Annotated in this window: 8 protein-coding genes; all 8 read left to right on the forward strand. The window is 41.8% G+C overall.

The genetic code is table 11. From position 1 onward, the window contains the following. Positions 1 to 27 precede the first annotated feature (27 nt). The 8 genes from PQG66_RS15585 (at position 28) to PQG66_RS15620 (ending at position 17,264) form a co-directional block, all read left to right on the forward strand. Positions 28 to 3,921: an S-layer homology domain-containing protein gene (locus PQG66_RS15585; RefSeq protein ID WP_272038639.1), complete on the forward strand. Its 3,894-nt coding sequence runs from the start codon at positions 28 to 30 to the stop codon at positions 3,919 to 3,921. A 205-nt stretch (positions 3,922 to 4,126) separates the two neighbouring features. Then, positions 4,127 to 4,468, forward strand: coding sequence for a hypothetical protein (locus PQG66_RS15590; protein ID WP_272038640.1), 342 nt, complete (start codon positions 4,127 to 4,129; stop codon positions 4,466 to 4,468). Positions 4,469 to 4,982: 514 nt separating this feature from the next. Beyond that, complete coding sequence (locus tag PQG66_RS15595; RefSeq protein WP_272038641.1) at positions 4,983 to 7,973, forward strand: S-layer homology domain-containing protein; 2,991 nt, start codon at positions 4,983 to 4,985, stop codon at positions 7,971 to 7,973. A gap of 138 nt (positions 7,974 to 8,111) precedes the next feature. Beyond that, positions 8,112 to 10,703 (forward strand): hypothetical protein, encoded by a 2,592-nt coding sequence (locus PQG66_RS15600; protein ID WP_272038642.1) that lies wholly within the window; start codon positions 8,112 to 8,114, stop codon positions 10,701 to 10,703. Positions 10,704 to 10,784: 81 nt separating this feature from the next. Beyond that, complete coding sequence (locus tag PQG66_RS15605) at positions 10,785 to 11,381, forward strand: hypothetical protein (protein WP_272038643.1); 597 nt, start codon at positions 10,785 to 10,787, stop codon at positions 11,379 to 11,381. Between the two features lie 146 nt (positions 11,382 to 11,527). Continuing rightward, positions 11,528 to 11,803, forward strand: coding sequence for an alpha/beta-type small acid-soluble spore protein (locus tag PQG66_RS15610; RefSeq protein WP_272038644.1), 276 nt, complete (start codon positions 11,528 to 11,530; stop codon positions 11,801 to 11,803). A gap of 260 nt (positions 11,804 to 12,063) precedes the next feature. Then, complete coding sequence (gene metK, locus PQG66_RS15615) at positions 12,064 to 13,266, forward strand: methionine adenosyltransferase (RefSeq protein WP_272038645.1); 1,203 nt, start codon at positions 12,064 to 12,066, stop codon at positions 13,264 to 13,266. A 173-nt stretch (positions 13,267 to 13,439) separates the two neighbouring features. Next, complete coding sequence (locus PQG66_RS15620; RefSeq protein WP_272038646.1) at positions 13,440 to 17,264, forward strand: Ig-like domain-containing protein; 3,825 nt, start codon at positions 13,440 to 13,442, stop codon at positions 17,262 to 17,264. Positions 17,265 to 17,399 lie beyond the last annotated feature (135 nt).

A 17,399-nucleotide genomic window follows, 5' to 3' on the forward strand; every position in this document is an offset into this window, starting at 1 on the left:
ACTTAAAAAGAGGAGAGATGAAATTTTATGACTCTAAAGAAGAGACCTTTAATATGGCTTGTATTAACAGCCATGATCTTTTCGTTATTTCCACCTGGCTTGTTCGGTAGTAACGTTGCGTCAGCCGCATCACAGGCTCCTGCGACTTACTTTATTCCAGATTTGAAAAGCATAAGCGATACATCGTTGCTCTCTACAGAGCCAAGCACGGCCAATAGTACACAAATTTCTCGTGGCAATGTCTATATGACAACAAGTCCTAACTTGACTATTACGGGGACCTTTTCCTATGTTTCCAAAGATACAATGCGAGTAAAGGTAGAACAATTAAGTTCTGAAGCTGTAGGTAGTCAAGGTCAGGTAAGATGGGTAACGGACGATACTCATTTCACCTCAGGGGCTGTGACAACAGACGCAAATGCAAGTAACAAGTTCACTGCAACTAATCTTAATCTGTTCTCAGGTTTTAACAAGATCACATTCTATGGTAATCAAGGAAATGTTGAGAGATCAGATACATTCTATGTTCTTTATGATAAGGTGCCTTTCGTAGAAGATTTAAAAGTATTTTCGGGAAACAATTCTTTTAATTTGAACGAAGGAGCTCAAGTTGTAGTTAACACTCAAGCGGTTGCTGTTCAAGGTAAAGCACAGAATGCTACAAAAGTAACCGTTTCTGTTAATGGTGGGACAGCTCTTCTGTCATCTTTACTTGAGGATGGAACATTCTTTACTCCACAGATGAATCTTTCTTCCGGTTTGAATAATCTGAAATTCTCGATTACGAATGCATCAGATACGATCAATATTGAGCGTTCAGTTTATTATTTTGACACCAATCAACCTTTTTCAAAATTGGATGTCGTAAGTGATACAGAAACCAAGTCACTTCTCGGTTCTACTCAAACTGTATCCACTCCGGGTAATCCGGCAGGCACAGCTTTTTTAAATGGTGAAGTTTTGCTGCCATATAATGCAAGCAATCAAGATTTTGCAACCACAGCCCAAATGACAATTAACACGACGGCTGTGAACTTTACAGTTTTAAGTAATACGGTGGTGGCTGGAAACGATGGTGTCACTCCTGCTTACCGACTGGTGACGTTCAAAACGGACAATTACAATTTGCAAACTGATCCTAACGGTATTAAAAACGATCAAGCTGCCAATCTCGTCCTGACCTATGGTACATTTAGTGCTGCTTACAATGGAGTATTCAAGTACCTGCCTGGAGATACCGTAATTACGAATATGTACTTACTACCTGATTATAATGAAACGAATAATACGTTCAGCTCTAAAGTTCCTTTGAATAACAGCCAGGTAGACAAAGATAGTTTTTATATCTTAGTTGCTGCGAACAAAGCGCCAACCGCAATGCTGGAAGCTCACTACTTGCCACTGGGTACCAACCCATTGTCAATAGTTTCTGTGACACCTGCCACTACTATTGGCACCAATGAGCAAGTCTACCATGTAACTAATTTTGCAAGCGGCCAACAGCAAGTGCGATTTAAGTATAACAATGCATCTTCTTCGTTTAACGCGAATATTTCCTTTGTATCAAAAAGTTATATTTATGTGTCCAACCTTTTTGATGGACAAACCTATTCGTTCGATTCTCGTACTACGCATAACTTGGACGTAGATGGTCAGTATATCGGGTTTACTGACCTGAACAACTCCATGTTTAATGCGCAGGTATTTGTTAATGGTGTGGATCAAAAACCAGGAGATACTAGCTGGATCACGAAAAGCACGGGCGCGTTCAAATTGTCATTTGAGATTAAAAAAGATGGTCCATTAGTATTCGGTGAAAACACGATTGTTTTGACGGGTACGGATAAAGATGCAAGCGGCGGAACTAAGGAAATTCGCAAGGAATTGCGGATATATATTCTGGATACTAACGTATCCAACATTGATCGCTTCATGCCTACGCTTATTCCAACCAACCAACGTCAGGCGTTTAGTGAGAAAGAAGTAAAAAACTACACAGCAGATCAAATGTCTAGAATTTTCTCGGTGACTCCTGATTTTGCATTTCAAACGGATCGTTATGTAACAAGTGAACAAGAGTATGATCTAGTATTCAAAGGCGGCGGTGCACAAATCGTGAACCTGTACTTTGGATCAAAAGTTATTCTAACTTATAATCCTCCAGCAAAAGGCAGTGAGACAAACGGTACTGCAAGTGATCCTCAAAGTGGGTACAAATATGACTTTGCTGGTAATGAAGATGAATTCATAATTCGGGTTCAAGATCTGAAATTTGATGCACCAGGTAGTCATGTATACACACTTGAGCTTATTAATAGCACTGGCGCGAGAACAACTCAGCGTCTAGAAATTGTACGTGAACCTTCATCATATCGGATTCTAGCGCCTCAACCAACCGTAGGCGATAAAATCGTAGTGAATAAGAACTTTGTCCGTTTTGACATTGAAGCTGAAGGTGCATCTCAAGTCATTATTGATAAAAAGCCTGCTGTGAAACGGACAGATTTAAAAGATCGCTTTGTGTACGATTATGTAGGTCTGAAACCGAATAAAAACAACGCGATTAAAATTCAGGTTGTTCGCGAAGGTAATACCATTAACGATGTGATTAATGTGTTTTACACAGGAACGGTAGAAGTGGACAGCCAGTTCATGGCACCAGGACCAGCTAACAAATATAGCGTGTTTAACAAACAACTCGAATTGAGTTTCCCTAAGGGCACCATTCTACAGTCCTCCTCACAAGTAGGAAGTGGAGTAGTGAAATTTTACCCAGAAAACAAACTGCTGTTTGGTATCGCTGATCCTAAAGATGGAGTAGTAGAGAGAAGAAATGATTACGGCAATATTATCAATGTGAACCCGGATTCCCGTACTGAAGGCGGATTAAGTACTATTATTATTCCTGATACATTGGTGTTGTACTTCAACTCTACGTTGAATACAAGTAACTTCTCACCAGTATCTGATATCTACTGGATTAACGGTGGGGTTGGTGAACTGGGTGATCAGGGATCTACAGGGTACAAGCCGGGCACCAATGGTTTGGCTCCTTACTCTATTGAAGGGAACTTTACCCAGTATCAAGCAGAACGTAAACTTGTACCTTCTCAACGGGGGACATTGAAGTTAACTTATGATTCTAATATCGTAGATGAGGTTGGCTCAACCATTACTGTTTTCCGTTACACTGACAAAGGTGTATGGCAAAACATTGGTGGAGAAGTGGATACGAAGAAACATACAATTAGCGTTCCTTTCGACGAATTTGGATATTATAAGGTTATGAAACAAAGTAAAGGGTACTCGGATGTGACAAATCACCCGTGGGGCAGAAACTTGCTTAATGCATTGTACTCTAAGGGAGTAATGAACAGCATTAGATTTAATGAATTTGGTGCAGATGACCAAACCACTCGTGGAGAGTTCGCTACATTACTTGTCAAAGGACTGAGCTTACCTCTAAATTATGATAATAAGCAGACCTTCTATGATATTGTGCCTGGAGCACAATCATCCACATGGGACTATGCTTCCATCGAGACTGCTGCACGTGCAGGGATTGTACAAGGCCTTAGTGATGGGTTCTTTGGGGCAGACCAAAGAGTAACGCGTGAACAGGCTGCGGTTATGATCGCGAGGGCGATGAGTCTGAAGCTATCCGCAAATAATGATAAATTGTCTGCGAATCTGGGCAAATCATTTATGGATGCGGCATCCATTGATTTCTATGCACGTCCAGCTATCGAGGCTGTTAATAAAGCCAAGATCATGCAAGGAAGCCCAGTGACTATTGCTGGCGCTAAGAAGCCTCTAGTGCAGTTTAACCCTAAAGGGAATCTGACACGGGCAGAAGCAGCTAAAATTGCAGTGGAATTGCTTAAGAAGACAACCAAGTTATTCCCTAAAAACTTGAGTTAGTTCTCACTATCAACTCATAAGTTGGGTAAGACCTGCCCCTTGAACTTCAGGGGCAGGTCTCTTTTTATGCCTGTAAAGGAAGTGGGAAAAGAACCTTTTATAATAGTAGGAATCTTTTTTTTACCAATAACTATTTTTGTAATTTGCTAGAGATTAAGATACAATAACGGTAAATACACAAAGATCTAGAGGGTGAAGTTAGCTAATGAAACCGATTTATTCAAAAGCCCAGTTGGGCTACATGAAGGCAAAGACACAGTTCGAGAAGCAAGCAGTCATTCTGGAGAAAAAGTTGGAAGATACACGTAAAACACAGGAGATCTCTCAGGAAGTAATGGAGGGGCTTGTACAGACAACCGGCTTCCATGATGCGTATAATAATCTTGTTCTGGCTGAGAATGAATTGATTGAATGGTCTCATACGACAATGAAGCATGAGAAGACTTACCGGGAGAATAGATTGGCGATTGATGATATGTATCTGAAATTGAATTCTGATCCGAATATGCGTGCACAGATTATCGAACTTGCGATGAAAATTCGCTAGGACAAGTATAAGCGCAATGAAAAGCATCCTCCTAAAAGGGGTGCTTTTTATTTTTATTTTAGAAGATTTTGTCGCTTCATGTGCCTCGAGTGAGGGTATTAATAAAAGTTGAAACACAATTCAAATCCAAACTTGATTCTTGAAAAATGCTGTTATATCAAGTCTTAGATATGCCTTTAATGGTATCAGAACCCGCAATGTATCAACACAAAAATAAATTCAAAACTTTTTTTGCGTAATGCGCAACTTTTTGAAATCTACTGCGTTTAAGATGTAGAGTCAAAAACATTGGGGAACTTACCAAGAATGACCTCGTGAAGAATCTTGTCTATTTATTAGAAAAAATTGCTTTACGACTTGAGAGACCCATTGTATAATACGTAGGTAGGATTAGGAAACTACTCTATTTACGTGTGATCCGATTTTTTCAGACGGTTACAAGTTTCTGTGATATGCTCACAGACATCATTTATATTAACTTGCTCAGAACTCTGGAAAGGGGGTGCAACAATATATGAGGAACACGAGCGACCCTATTAAAGAAAATTCAAATGTTATGAACACCCAAGGAGGAGAAAAAAAGGTTATGAAGAAAATTTTATCCGTAGCATTGTCTACAGCAATGGCATTCTCAATGTTTGCTTCTGTAGCATTCGGTGACACTGCAGTTTCACCACAACAACAGTTTGATGCATTGAAAGCTAAAGGTATCTTCAACGGCTATCCAGATGGAACAGCTGGTCTGAACAAAGAGATGACTCGCGGCGAGTTCGCTAAAGTTATCACTAAATTGTTGGGTCTTAAAGAAATCACTGGTGTGTTTTCTTACAAAGACAAAAACTACAATGCTAAAAACTGGGCTGCTCCTTACATCGAAGCAGTAACTGCTGCGGGCATTATGGAAGGTAAAAACGTTGAAAAGAAAATTTTCGACTTCAACGGTAAAGTTACAGTAGCTGAAATGGCTACAATCCTGACTCGTGCACTTGAACTGGAAATCCCTGCTGAAACTAACAACAGTGCTCCAGCATGGGCTAAAGGTTATGTGCAAGCAGCAATCAACGCTGGTTTGGTTGACGCTAACACTAACTTCACAGCTAACGCTTCCCGTGAATTGCTTGTAGGCGCTGCTTACGCAATTGACCAAGAGCAAAGCTTGAAAGTTTCTTCTTACGAAGTAACTGAAGCTGGTAAAGTTGTTACTTTCAAAATGAGCGATGGCGAGTCCGTTAAAGTGACTTTGGATAAAGCTCTGGAAGCTAACAAAGAAACTGAAGTTAAATTCACTTACAAAGAGAAAAACTTCACTGAAAAAGTTACTTATAAAACAACTGTAGCTCAAGCTGTAGCTTCTGTATCTGCTACAAACTTGAAAGAAATCACAGTTAAGTTTGATGGTACTGTAGATCCTAACTCTGCTGAAAGCACTAATAACTATGTTGTTAGCGGATTGACTTTCAAAAGCGCTACATTGTCCGATGACAAAACTACTGTAACTTTGTTGGTAGCTGAAGGTAACACTTCTTTGACTAACCAAAGATCTACTACTCTTCAAATCAACAATGTTAAAAACGCTGATGCAACAAAAACTTTCACACAAAAAGTAGAGTTTACTCCACTTGATGTTGCAGTTCCAGAAGTAAAAGAAGTTCAAGCTTTGGGAACAAAAGCTTTCAAAGTAGTTTTCAGTGAGCCAGTTAAACCTGAAACTGTTAACGCTACTTCTTTCCGTGTGGATAACAACGTAATTGCAGCTTCTGTAAAATACGCTTATCCTAACGTTGCAATCGTAACTACTGATCTGACTGCTGGTGAGCACACATTGCGTGTGAGCGGCGTACAAGATTACTCCGGTCTGGCAATCGTTCCAGTGGAAAGCAAATTTACAGCAACTGAAGATACAGCTGCTCCTAAAGTAGTTGGCGTTAAATCCAACGACTTGAAAGAAATCACTGTAGAATTTGATGAGACTGTGAAAAGTGTAGCAAGTGCATATGCTAACACTTCAGGCAACACTGCACAATCCATTGAAATCAATGACACTAAAGTTACTTTGAAATTCAACAATCCGTTGAATGTATCTGAGAACACAGTTTACTTGACTGCAGTATCTGACTACAGCAATAACTCTGCTAACGTTGATACAAAAGTAACTCCAACATTGGATACAGTTCGTCCTACAGTTGTTGATACTAAGTTCAAAATGGAAAACGGTAACTACATTGCTGAAATTCAATTCAGCAAATCTTTGAAAGTGTCTTCTGCACAAGACGCTGAGAACTATGTTCTTAAAGATGCAGAAGGTAAAGTGGTAACTGAGTCTGGACTGACTTCTAAAGGTCACCCAGTAATTACACCAGTTTATACTGAAAACACTAAAACTGTTAAAGTTAACCTGGGAAGTAGCTTGAAATCTGATGCTACTTATACATTGACAGTATCCGGTGTTGTTGATACTGCAACTATCGGTAATGTATTGTTGCCTTACACTGCGACATTGAACGCTAACACTGCTCAAAACGGTAGTGTGACACGTGTATGGTCCGATGTGACTAACGGTGTTCGTTACGTTTACGTTCAATTCAACAAAACTTTGGCTACTTCCGGTGACGGTAATGCTCTGGATGCAGCTAAATATATGATTACAAATGTTGATAACAATGGTGCTCCAACTGGAACTCCATATCAAATTGCTAAAGAAAACAATGACATCACATTGATTTCTACAAACACTGTTAGAATCGCTGTTACAAATGACGTTGCGATCACTGACTGGACTAAAGCTAAAGTTTCTGCAAGCTACATCAAAGATTCCGAAGGTAAATACTTCAATACTGGTAATTACACTGTAGGATCTAACGTTGGTTCTTCCGAAGTAATTGCGACAACTGACGATGTATATGCTACAAGCCGTAACGAAGTAAAAGTTAAATTCAACACTGCGTTGTCTAACGTTAACTTGGGAGACTTCAAACTGAACGGAACTATTAGCCCAACAAGCTACACATTGGCTGATTCTAACAAAACTCTTGTTCTGAAGTTCGCTGACAACACAATCGCTAATGATGTTAACGGTTATACTTTGACTGCTACTAACCCTAGCACTCAAGATAGCTTCGGTAACAAATTGAGAGCATTTACTGCAACTGTAAAAGACGGTATTGCTCCAACAGTAACTTTGAAAGATATCGTTAGAACTGGTAACACTGTTACATTTACAGTATATGCTTCTGAAAATCTTGAACTAGATAACAACTACGGTCCTGCTTACATCCAAGGATTGTTCAGTGTTGATGCAGGTAGCGGCGTAACTGCAACAATTGCTGGTGCTACTCTCGACCAAGATAAGAGAACTATCACTGTTACTGCAACTGTAGCTGGTAACACAGCTGGTAAAGTAGCTACTGTTAAATTCGACGGTGCTAAAAACAAAGCAGCAAAAGCTATTAACGATGAAAACGGCAACGCACTGGGTGAGTTCTCATTCGGTAAAGAGCTGCAATAAGCATTTTTCCAAAACAGCCTTGCATCTTTTTGATGCAGGGCTGTTTTTTTATGTATGGGTGGTTTCTTCTTACAAAGCTTCGAAAAGTAACCTCTTTGAAACTTTCTGGATATATTACTCGTCTATAATATATATATCATGGAAATCTATGTATGGAGGTCTCGAGTGAAGAATAAATGGACGAGATTCATTATAGTTGGTACTTTGTTGGGAATGACACAAGTGGTTTGGGGGAATCATCTAGACACTGCTCAAGCTGCAACTTCAAAACCCTCATCACAAATTAAGACAACACTGAAAACCTTATCTAACTTACCTGTTGTAAAATTAACAAGCAAAAGCAGTGTGAAATTAACAGATGTGAATCTGTTAAAACAGGATGAAGGCAAGTTGCTGACCTATACCTTAACATATACTAACAATGATCAGAGAAGTTTGCAGTTGGTTGATTATTGGACGAAGGTACGCAGTAAGGGCGGAACAGTGTATACATCCAAGTTATTGGCGCAGGATGCGGAGAAAAAAAGTGTTGCTGGGGGCTCCTCACTTTCAGTTACCTATGTTACAACCGTAGGGAAAAATGTGGAGTTAAGTAGTCTTAATTTTGAAATTGTGAAGTGGGATTTTAGTAAAGCTAATTATGAGAGTATTTTAGGGAAAATTAACATTCCGGCTTCATATAATGTAGCTACCCCTGTAAATAAGCCTAAAAAGGTTCGTATTAATGGTGTTCCTGTTAACGTGAAAGTTCAAAGTCTTCAGACATTCTCTGCTTCTGACAAGTCAGATTATGCGAGCATCAAGATTAATTTGCATAACGTTGGCTACAAAGGTTTGGAGAATGCCGGAGTGAAGTGGGTACTTGTTACAAAGGGCGGAAGCAGTTATCCTCTGAATATAAATGCCAACGATTCAACATACAGCTTACAACCTCAGGAATCTAAAAGCATTAATTATATAACAACGGTACCTAAGAAGGTGAAGTTGGATGGGGCTGAACTTATTATGGTCCAGGAAAATGAGACAGAGAAATCCGTTATTCCTTTGGCGACCATGCAGTTACCGAAATCATCTTCGATGAAGAACACGGAGATCAAGGCAGGAAAAGTTCATACCATTACACTTGATGACAACAAGGGTAAAATGGCAACAAACGTAGAAGAAGTTAGTGTAAGTCAAACCCATGGTGTTAATTATTATTCTGTTAACTTTAAGATCAAGAATGTTGGTTCACGAGAGGTAACGGTGCCGAAGTACGAATTTTCGGTACAAAACAACAAAGGTAAAGATTTTCCGCTTGTCACGAAAGCTCTGGATACTCTCAAACTCAAGCCCGATGAGGAGCGTTTGATTCGTTTGACGTTTAGTCTTCCATATGATGAAGCCGAAGGAACCATGAAATTGGTAATGAATACACCAAAAGTGGAAGGCGCCGAAGATAAAGAGATTAAATTCTCATATCCGGCGGGAACCTATATTTTGCCTAAAGCTAGTTCGATGCAACAGTCTGTAGGTGCGGAAAGTACGCTTCAACTTCAGAATGGAAAATTAAGTGTCACTTGGGAAACCATTCAGCGCTTGCCTTGGGATAATGCGGATGTATTATCTGCAAGAGTAACTTTGCGTAACATCTCGACGAATACGATTAAACTTCCGGAGCTCAAGGGGATGTTATCTGTAGATTCCGCTGATATTCCAGATACGCAGCTTCTTATGAGCGAAAGCTCGGCGTTGCTTGGACCAGGTATGTCTGTTGATCTACATTTGTTAACCACTCTACCAACTAGCCTGGATGTAGCTCAATTACAGGTGGCTCTAAATGAAGTCGTGGGAGAAAGTTCCTCTGAGTTAATCCGACTTACTCATATTGGACAATTACCGGCTATCCCTCGAGTTAAGCTAGGGGATAACTATGCGATTAATAATTCTGGCCGCAAATCTGAGGTGAAAGTAAAACGTACCCTCGTGTATCCTGGAACTTCATCGGATATTGTATATACAGAGCTTGAAGTTAAAAACGCAGAAGATCGTCAAATTGATCTAGCAAAATTGACCGGATATTACGAAACCAAAACAGGCGAGTATTACAAGACAACGGTCAAGCAAATTGACTATCCGGCTGGACCTGGTAACTCTGCCCTCGTTACGATGTGGTCCAAGATTCCTAGAAGCATTGTGGTATCTGACATGTCATTACTCGTAGGGCAAACGGTTGGAGGTCAGAGTACGGAGAAAGAAACAACAACGTCGGGTAAAGGCTATGTTGATGCCGTATCATTTGAGTTGAAGCCTGATCAGGAATCTCCACTGGATAAGATCAAGAATTTTAATATATATCCTTACACAGTTGAAACGAAAGACTTCAAAGCTGTGCTAAGTGGCGGTTCTACAGTAAATGTATCCTGGAAATATGATGTATCAAGAAATAATGACTTGAATCTACCAGAAAATGAGCACAAGTTGATTTTGCAGATCATTGAGCCAACAGGTAAAGTATTCAATAAAGAGATTGTGTTAGATAAAGATTTAAAAGAAGGAAACAACCAAACCCTCAGTTGGACTTTAGATGATATCGTGTTTAACGATAGACGCAGTGGAGCATATACAGTTGCTTTATATGACGAATTCCAAGGACAAAGAATCAAAATTGCAACACAAGCTATGGGATTTGTACCCGCTGTAGGAAATCTACCAGAAAGTGTTCCGAATCCCCCTGAAGAATCGTTGTAGAATCTATCTATTAAAGTTATCATAAGAAGTAGGTAACTAAGGATTAGGTACTTCTAAGAGTTAAGGGGGAATAGAACACAAATGAAACCGTATAAGAAAGTATCTCTGGCCGCGCTGACAATCGGTGTTGGTGTATGGATAGGGTCAGTATACAATGATACAGCAATTGGTGCAGGAACCATCCAACCTGGAACAGCAGATGATCCAGTCGTGACGAAGAGTTATGTGGATCAGCAAATTCAGCAGGCTTTGGGCGGCAAGCTTCCATCAGGAAACAGTAATACCGGCAATGGTACAAACAGTTCCTCTGTGAATACAACAAGTCCTTCAACAGGCAATGGATCAACAGCAACGGGCAATGCCGGGGCAAACACAGAACTGCCACCGCTGGCAACGGGTGCTACTAATAATGTGGAGATTGTCACCGTTAAGCCCGGGCAGCAGCTGCTCGGTAAATCTGGCGCAGAGTTCATTGTACGTAGCGGCAAAGCCGTGATCGTCAGTGAGGGTAAGAATGGTGTAGCCGATCTGACGGACGGGGTTGACCTTACGAATGGACAGGCAGCGCCGAGCAATCATTTGCTCTCTTTTCCAAGAGATGGACGGGGCATTACGGTTCTGGATGGTAACAAATACAGTCTCACCGTGATGGTGCGTGGTGGATATACGTTGAAATAGGTTGTGCAATGGAATGAGTAATTATTCATTTATTATCTTTTTGATGTTCAGATTAACCAGTTTTAACAAACATTAATACGGCTAGCCGGATATGTTCCTGCTCACTCTATACATGTGGACAACCAATAAACGGAGGTGCAGGAACGATGGCTAGAAATAATCGAAAAGTCGTACCGGAAAGTCGTCAAATGCTGGATCAGATGAAGTATGAAATTGCTGCCGAATTTGGTCTGAATGTAGGTTACGGTAGCCGTGGAGGTCTGACAGGTGCAGATACCGAATTCGGATCTGAACTTGGCGAGATAAGTGATCACTCTTATGGACAGTATAAAGGGTGGGGACATCTCACTTCCCGGGAAAATGGATCGGTGGGTGGAGAGATTACCAGACGTCTCATTCGCCAGGCAGAAAACCAATTGTAGCACTCATACGTTAGATGCTCTTGAATTGACACCACTTGACAAATACGATAAGATGGCACTTGAGGTATGCAACCTTTTCCACTAGGGAAAGGTTGATTTTTTGTTGAGGCAATTACCTGAAAAATCCTTGTCTTTCGTCGTTAATGCGGAGCAGTATCCTTCATTTTACTGTAAAGCTTCTTCGAGGGTAAAGTGAACGAATCGCCGTTATGTTTTGTTCGGGCAATCGCCATACTATAGTTATGGGAGGTTGAAACTTCATGTCTGTTAAAGGCCGACATCTTTTTACATCGGAGTCTGTAACTGAAGGACATCCGGATAAAATCTGCGATCAGATCTCGGACGCTGTATTGGATGCTTTTCTTGCGAACGATCCAAACGCCCGCGTAGCGTGCGAAGTTTCGGTAGCAACAGGTCTTGTACTTGTTATTGGTGAGATCAGCTCCGCGTCTGAATATGTGGACATTCCTGCTATCGTTCGAAATACGGTGAAGGAAATCGGGTACACACGTGCCAAATACGGTTTCGATTATAATACATGTGCGGTTCTGACATCGCTCAACGAGCAGTCCGCTGATATTGCACAAGGTGTGAACGCTGCACTTGAGCATCGTGATCCAGAGCAAATGGCACGTGAAACAGAGAACATTGGTGCAGGTGACCAAGGTCTGATGTTTGGTTTTGCTACGAATGAAACACCAGAATTTATGCCATTGCCAATCGCTTTGTCTCATCGTATCGCTCGCCGTTTGGCTGAGGTGCGTAAGAATGGTACACTTGATTACCTGCGTCCAGATGGGAAAACACAAGTGACCATCGAATACGACGGTGACAAGGCAGTTCGTGTCGATACAATCGTGGTGTCTACACAGCATGCCGAAGAGACGACATTGGAACAGATTCAAAAAGACATCAAAGAGCATGTTATCCTGCCTGTCGTTCCATCTGAGCTGCTGGATGAACAGACCAAATATTTCATCAACCCGACCGGCCGTTTTGTTATTGGCGGACCTCAAGGGGATGCAGGGCTCACAGGACGCAAAATCATCGTAGATACATATGGTGGTTATGCTCGTCACGGTGGCGGTGCGTTCTCAGGTAAAGATCCGACAAAAGTAGACCGCTCTGCAGCTTACGCGGCTCGTTATGTAGCGAAGAACCTGATTGCTGCGGGTCTGGCTGACAAAGTGGAAATCCAGTTGGCCTACGCAATTGGTGTAGCGAATCCGGTATCTATTAATGTGGATACATACGGAACAGGCAAAGTCAGCGAAGAGAAGTTGGTGGAGCTTGTGCGTAATAACTTCGATCTTCGTCCGGCTGGCATTATTCGTATGCTGGATCTGCGCCGACCGATTTATAAACAAACGGCTGCTTACGGTCATTTTGGTCGTACAGACCTTGATGTTCCTTGGGAACAAGTGGACAAAGCAGAATTGCTGAAATCACAGGCAGGTCTATAATATTTTTCGAAAAACAATAAAACTCTTGGTTCCGTTCAGGAATCAAGGGTTTTTCTTATTTACTTTATGGAATATATGCCCAAATGACTAACAGATATTCCTTCAGATACCGAAATACATAATGAGGTCTGTATATCAGGCACAAGAAGTTATCGGAATAAGGGGGAACGTAAGTGAAGATCAGAGAAATAGCCCGTAAGAGCATGTTGGGAATATTGATTATACTTTTGACTGCTCAAGGCTGGTTAACCGGCTGGAATGGCGAGCAGTCACGCTCCTATGCAGCGAATGAATTATCTGCCTTAGGTATTAAGGATACCGTACCGGCAGTGAAAGCGATGAACGTAGATAGTTCAGCTCCACTTATGATTGATTTTGAAAAACCGGTCAAGAAGGCAGATTCTACTGAGAGCATGATTATAGTGAAACGGTTGAATGATAATACTGTTGTGGATTTTGTTCCCGTCTCCAGTGGTCAAGTCGCTATTGATCCGCAGCTACCTATTAATAATCCTCCTACACCAGGCGGTGGTGCAGGCACAGGTACAAGTACTACTCCTGTCAGTGGATATCGTGTAAACATTACGCTTAACAAGGTTCTTCCAGGAGCTACATATTACGTTGAAATCGACAATACATCATTTGTATACAGTGATGATAATACGGTTTTTAAAGGGTTGACTAATAAAGAGTGGACGTTCAGCACACAAGGTTTGGGCTCTACGACAATGGTCAGCAAGGTTCCTGAAAATGCTACGATTATGAAACCATCAACGAACATCGTGATGACGTTTAACAAGCCTGTAACAGCAGGCCAAGGCACGATGATCATCTATCAAGACCGAGTTGGCGGAACGGTATTTGAACAGATTCCGATTGATGCTGGGGCACCTCGCGTGGCGGGTCTAGGGACAAGTACAATTACCATTGATCCGGCCAAGGATTGGAACAGTAACACTACATATTATGTGGTTATGCCTGAAGGTTACCTGCGGGATATGAATCAGAACGATATCAGTGGCATCAGCGGGAATGTTTGGGGATTCAACATTATTTCTGATCCTACTGCACTTACAGTCTCCTCACTCTCCCCTGCAAATGGAACAACCAATGCTTCTGTATCTGGGAGTTTGAGTGTAACCTTTAGCAAAGAATTGGACCCAGCTTATTTTAAGGAGCCTGTTCTCAAGAAATCAAATGGTACGATCGTTTCTACGAGAACATCTTTTAGTGCAAACAGCAGACAGCTTACGATTACTCCGACAAGCGAGTTGGAGAGTAACATGGAATATATCGTAGACTTGCCAGCTAATGCGTATCGAGATCGAGACGGCAATGTTTTTACAGGATTGAACGGTTCGACATCATGGAAGTTCAGAACGATTAGTAAAGATACCACTGCTCCAGTGTTGAAAAATGCAAAAATGCATAGTAATAATACGATTCGTTTGACTTACGATAAGTGGTTGTCTAGCATTAATCCACATAGCAGCACATATGCCGTAACGGTAAATGGAGAGAAGCGAAATGTCAGTTATACCTACATTTCGGGTGATAGTGTATATGTTGTCCTAGATACAGGTGTAGCTGTAGGACAGATTGTACGTATTGGTTATACACCGGGGACAAGCAACCGGGTGACAGATCAGTCAAACAATGCAGCCGCACCGTTTGGTGCACGTGACGTAGACAACGGTTTGGACTCTGTTATGTCCAAGCCACGGGAGGGCAATGTGTACTATAGCACGATCACATTGTATTATCCTGAAACGGTATACGTTGCTTCAAGTGAGGCGATAAGCCAGTTCAATGTAACCGCAGATGAAGCTAGCGTAGGCGTGAGTAGTATATCTGCGAACAGCAGCTCGGTTGTAACTCTAAATTTGAGCCGTTCGATTACGGATGGCGAGGTTGTTCGTGTCTCATATACTCCAGGCTCATGGCCTGTGAAAGACAGCCGTGGACAGGCTCTTGCCGGATTCAGTGGTTTCTATGTCCGGAATACAATTGACACCAAACCACCTGAATTCAAGTCTGCAGAGGTGAGCGGAAACAAGTTATGGATGCAGTATAATGAGCCGCTTCATTCAAGCAATAAGCCTCAAAATAGTCAGTACTCCGTTCTTGTTGACGGTAAGCCTGTGTTTGTAACTCAATCTGAAATTGACGATAATCTCGTGACATTAACACTTGCTTCAGCGGTCAGAGATACACAGAACGTAACGTTATCTTATGTTCCTGGTACATTGCGGTTGACCGATCTTAATAGCAACCCTGCGGGATATCTTAACATGACGCCAGTAGCGTATACCTATGGCAATGGCAAAATCCTGTCTGCTGTAATCCAGGGAGATACGATCCAGATTCAATTTCGGGAGGCGATCCAACCTGAGACAGCATTAACACTAGCTCAGTTTAGTGTAATGCTTAGTAATGGTAATACGAGGTTATTGTCAGCATCTGCTTCTGGATCTGTGGTGACCTTGAAATTGGATCAGTCATTGAGTATGGGGATGGGTAATGTGAGTCCTACAGGCACGATTAGTTACACGCCTGGACCTGTGCCAATACGAGATGCATCAAACACAGTCGTGCCAGCGTTTGGACCACTTACTTTGCAGCAGACGAATACCAGTTTGCCTGTGAACAATCAGACAGGAGGACGTCCGTCTTGGCTAAATGAATTGGATGCATCGAATTACGGCTATTCACTTCTTGTCATGAACAACAGCACAGCATCTTCGGCTTCTGCAGTGTCACACTACAATCGCTCGACTCGTCAATTTAATGTCGATGGAGCGAAGCTTAGACAGGCTTTTGAATATGCATCTACATCTGGTAAGCTAAATCAACCTGTCGTGTTTGAAGTTCCTGCCAGTGAACCTTCGGCATATGTTGGATTTCCACTGACAGCACTGACAGAAGTAGCTGCGAATTACCGTAGTGGTACCATTGGAGTGAGATACGGGGACCGTCTATGGACCGTAGAACTATTTAAGCTTGATTTGGCTTCTATGAGTCGAAATGTGGGTGCATTTGCAAATTCAACAGGATTAACTCCAATGAATGAAAGTAATCTATCCCAAGCGATTGTACCTTCGTTGTACGTGCAATTAGAAACTGTGCCGTTGTCTGACTCGGGTACGATGGAAGGCTTGATCGCCAGAGCAGGTGCTCAGAAGCTAGCGAATTATACAAACGTTTACGTATTTGCAAGTAAAGGTCCTTCAGAACAACAAATTGAACAGCAACTCAAGAGTGAACTGTCTATGCAGGTCTCGGCCAATACTCCAAGAGAGACTTCAAGCATGGTTTCACAAGATCTGACAACGTTCCAACTGTCCTATGTACCAAGTTCTTTCAAGAGTACACCAGGTGGAGTGATCATCCAAGGAAGGTTGAATGGGAATCAATCAGTTGTCCCTCTAACTCATGGAGTCAGTTATCAGGATACCGCATCGCATTGGGCAAATGATGTCATTAAAGAATTGTCCGCGAAGTGGATTATCGGCACGCCAAACGGTTCCTACTATCGTCCTGATGAGAATATCTCTCGTGCGGAGTTTGCCGAATTGGTAGCTAGAGGGCTCGGTTTAAAAGCAGAGACACAAGCGGTCAGCCGCTTCCGGGATGTTCGGGGTGGAAGTATCACAAGTGCTTATATTGCTGCAGCAGCCGAAGCTGGAATTATTACGGGGAATACAGACGGAACGTTTAAGCCTGATCGAGCGATCACACGCGAACAAATGGCCATTATGATGATTCGTGCCATGAATTACGGCGGACAAACGTTATCCCTGCAATCCTCGGCCAATACAACGCTATCCAAGTTTAAAGATCATAAAAAGATTCAATCGAAGGATTCTGTAGCTAAAGCGGTACAAGCCGGAATCATTCAAGGAATGACGAGTAATACCTTTGCACCACAGGGCAATGCAACCCGTGCACAAGCAGCCGTGATGCTAAAGCGGGTTTTGGATAAGCTAGGTTATCTATAAGAGACGTTATTCAGATGTATTGCGGCACTCAGACTGGCGCTTCAAGAATATATATTTCTTGGAGCGTCTCTTTTTTTTTGCATACTCAATGAATATAGAAATATAACTTTCTATCTGTTGAAAGAGCGAATTTAG

The sequence above is a fragment of the Paenibacillus sp. JJ-100 genome (assembly GCF_948329825.1).
In the GTDB taxonomy this organism is placed as follows: Bacteria; Bacillota; Bacilli; order Paenibacillales; family Paenibacillaceae; genus Paenibacillus.

Excerpts from the sequence above, each read along its gene's own strand:
- PQG66_RS15585 (WP_272038639.1), top strand. The coding sequence starts at position 28 with ATGACTCTAAAGAAGAGACCTTTAATATGGCTTGTATTAACAGCCATG.
- PQG66_RS15590 (WP_272038640.1), top strand. The coding sequence starts at position 4,127 with ATGAAACCGATTTATTCAAAAGCCCAGTTGGGCTACATGAAGGCAAAG.
- PQG66_RS15595 (WP_272038641.1), top strand. The coding sequence starts at position 4,983 with ATGAGGAACACGAGCGACCCTATTAAAGAAAATTCAAATGTTATGAAC.
- PQG66_RS15600 (WP_272038642.1), top strand. The coding sequence starts at position 8,112 with ATGGAAATCTATGTATGGAGGTCTCGAGTGAAGAATAAATGGACGAGA.
- PQG66_RS15605 (WP_272038643.1), top strand. The coding sequence starts at position 10,785 with ATGAAACCGTATAAGAAAGTATCTCTGGCCGCGCTGACAATCGGTGTT.
- PQG66_RS15610 (WP_272038644.1), top strand. The coding sequence starts at position 11,528 with ATGGCTAGAAATAATCGAAAAGTCGTACCGGAAAGTCGTCAAATGCTG.
- metK (WP_272038645.1), top strand. The coding sequence starts at position 12,064 with ATGTCTGTTAAAGGCCGACATCTTTTTACATCGGAGTCTGTAACTGAA.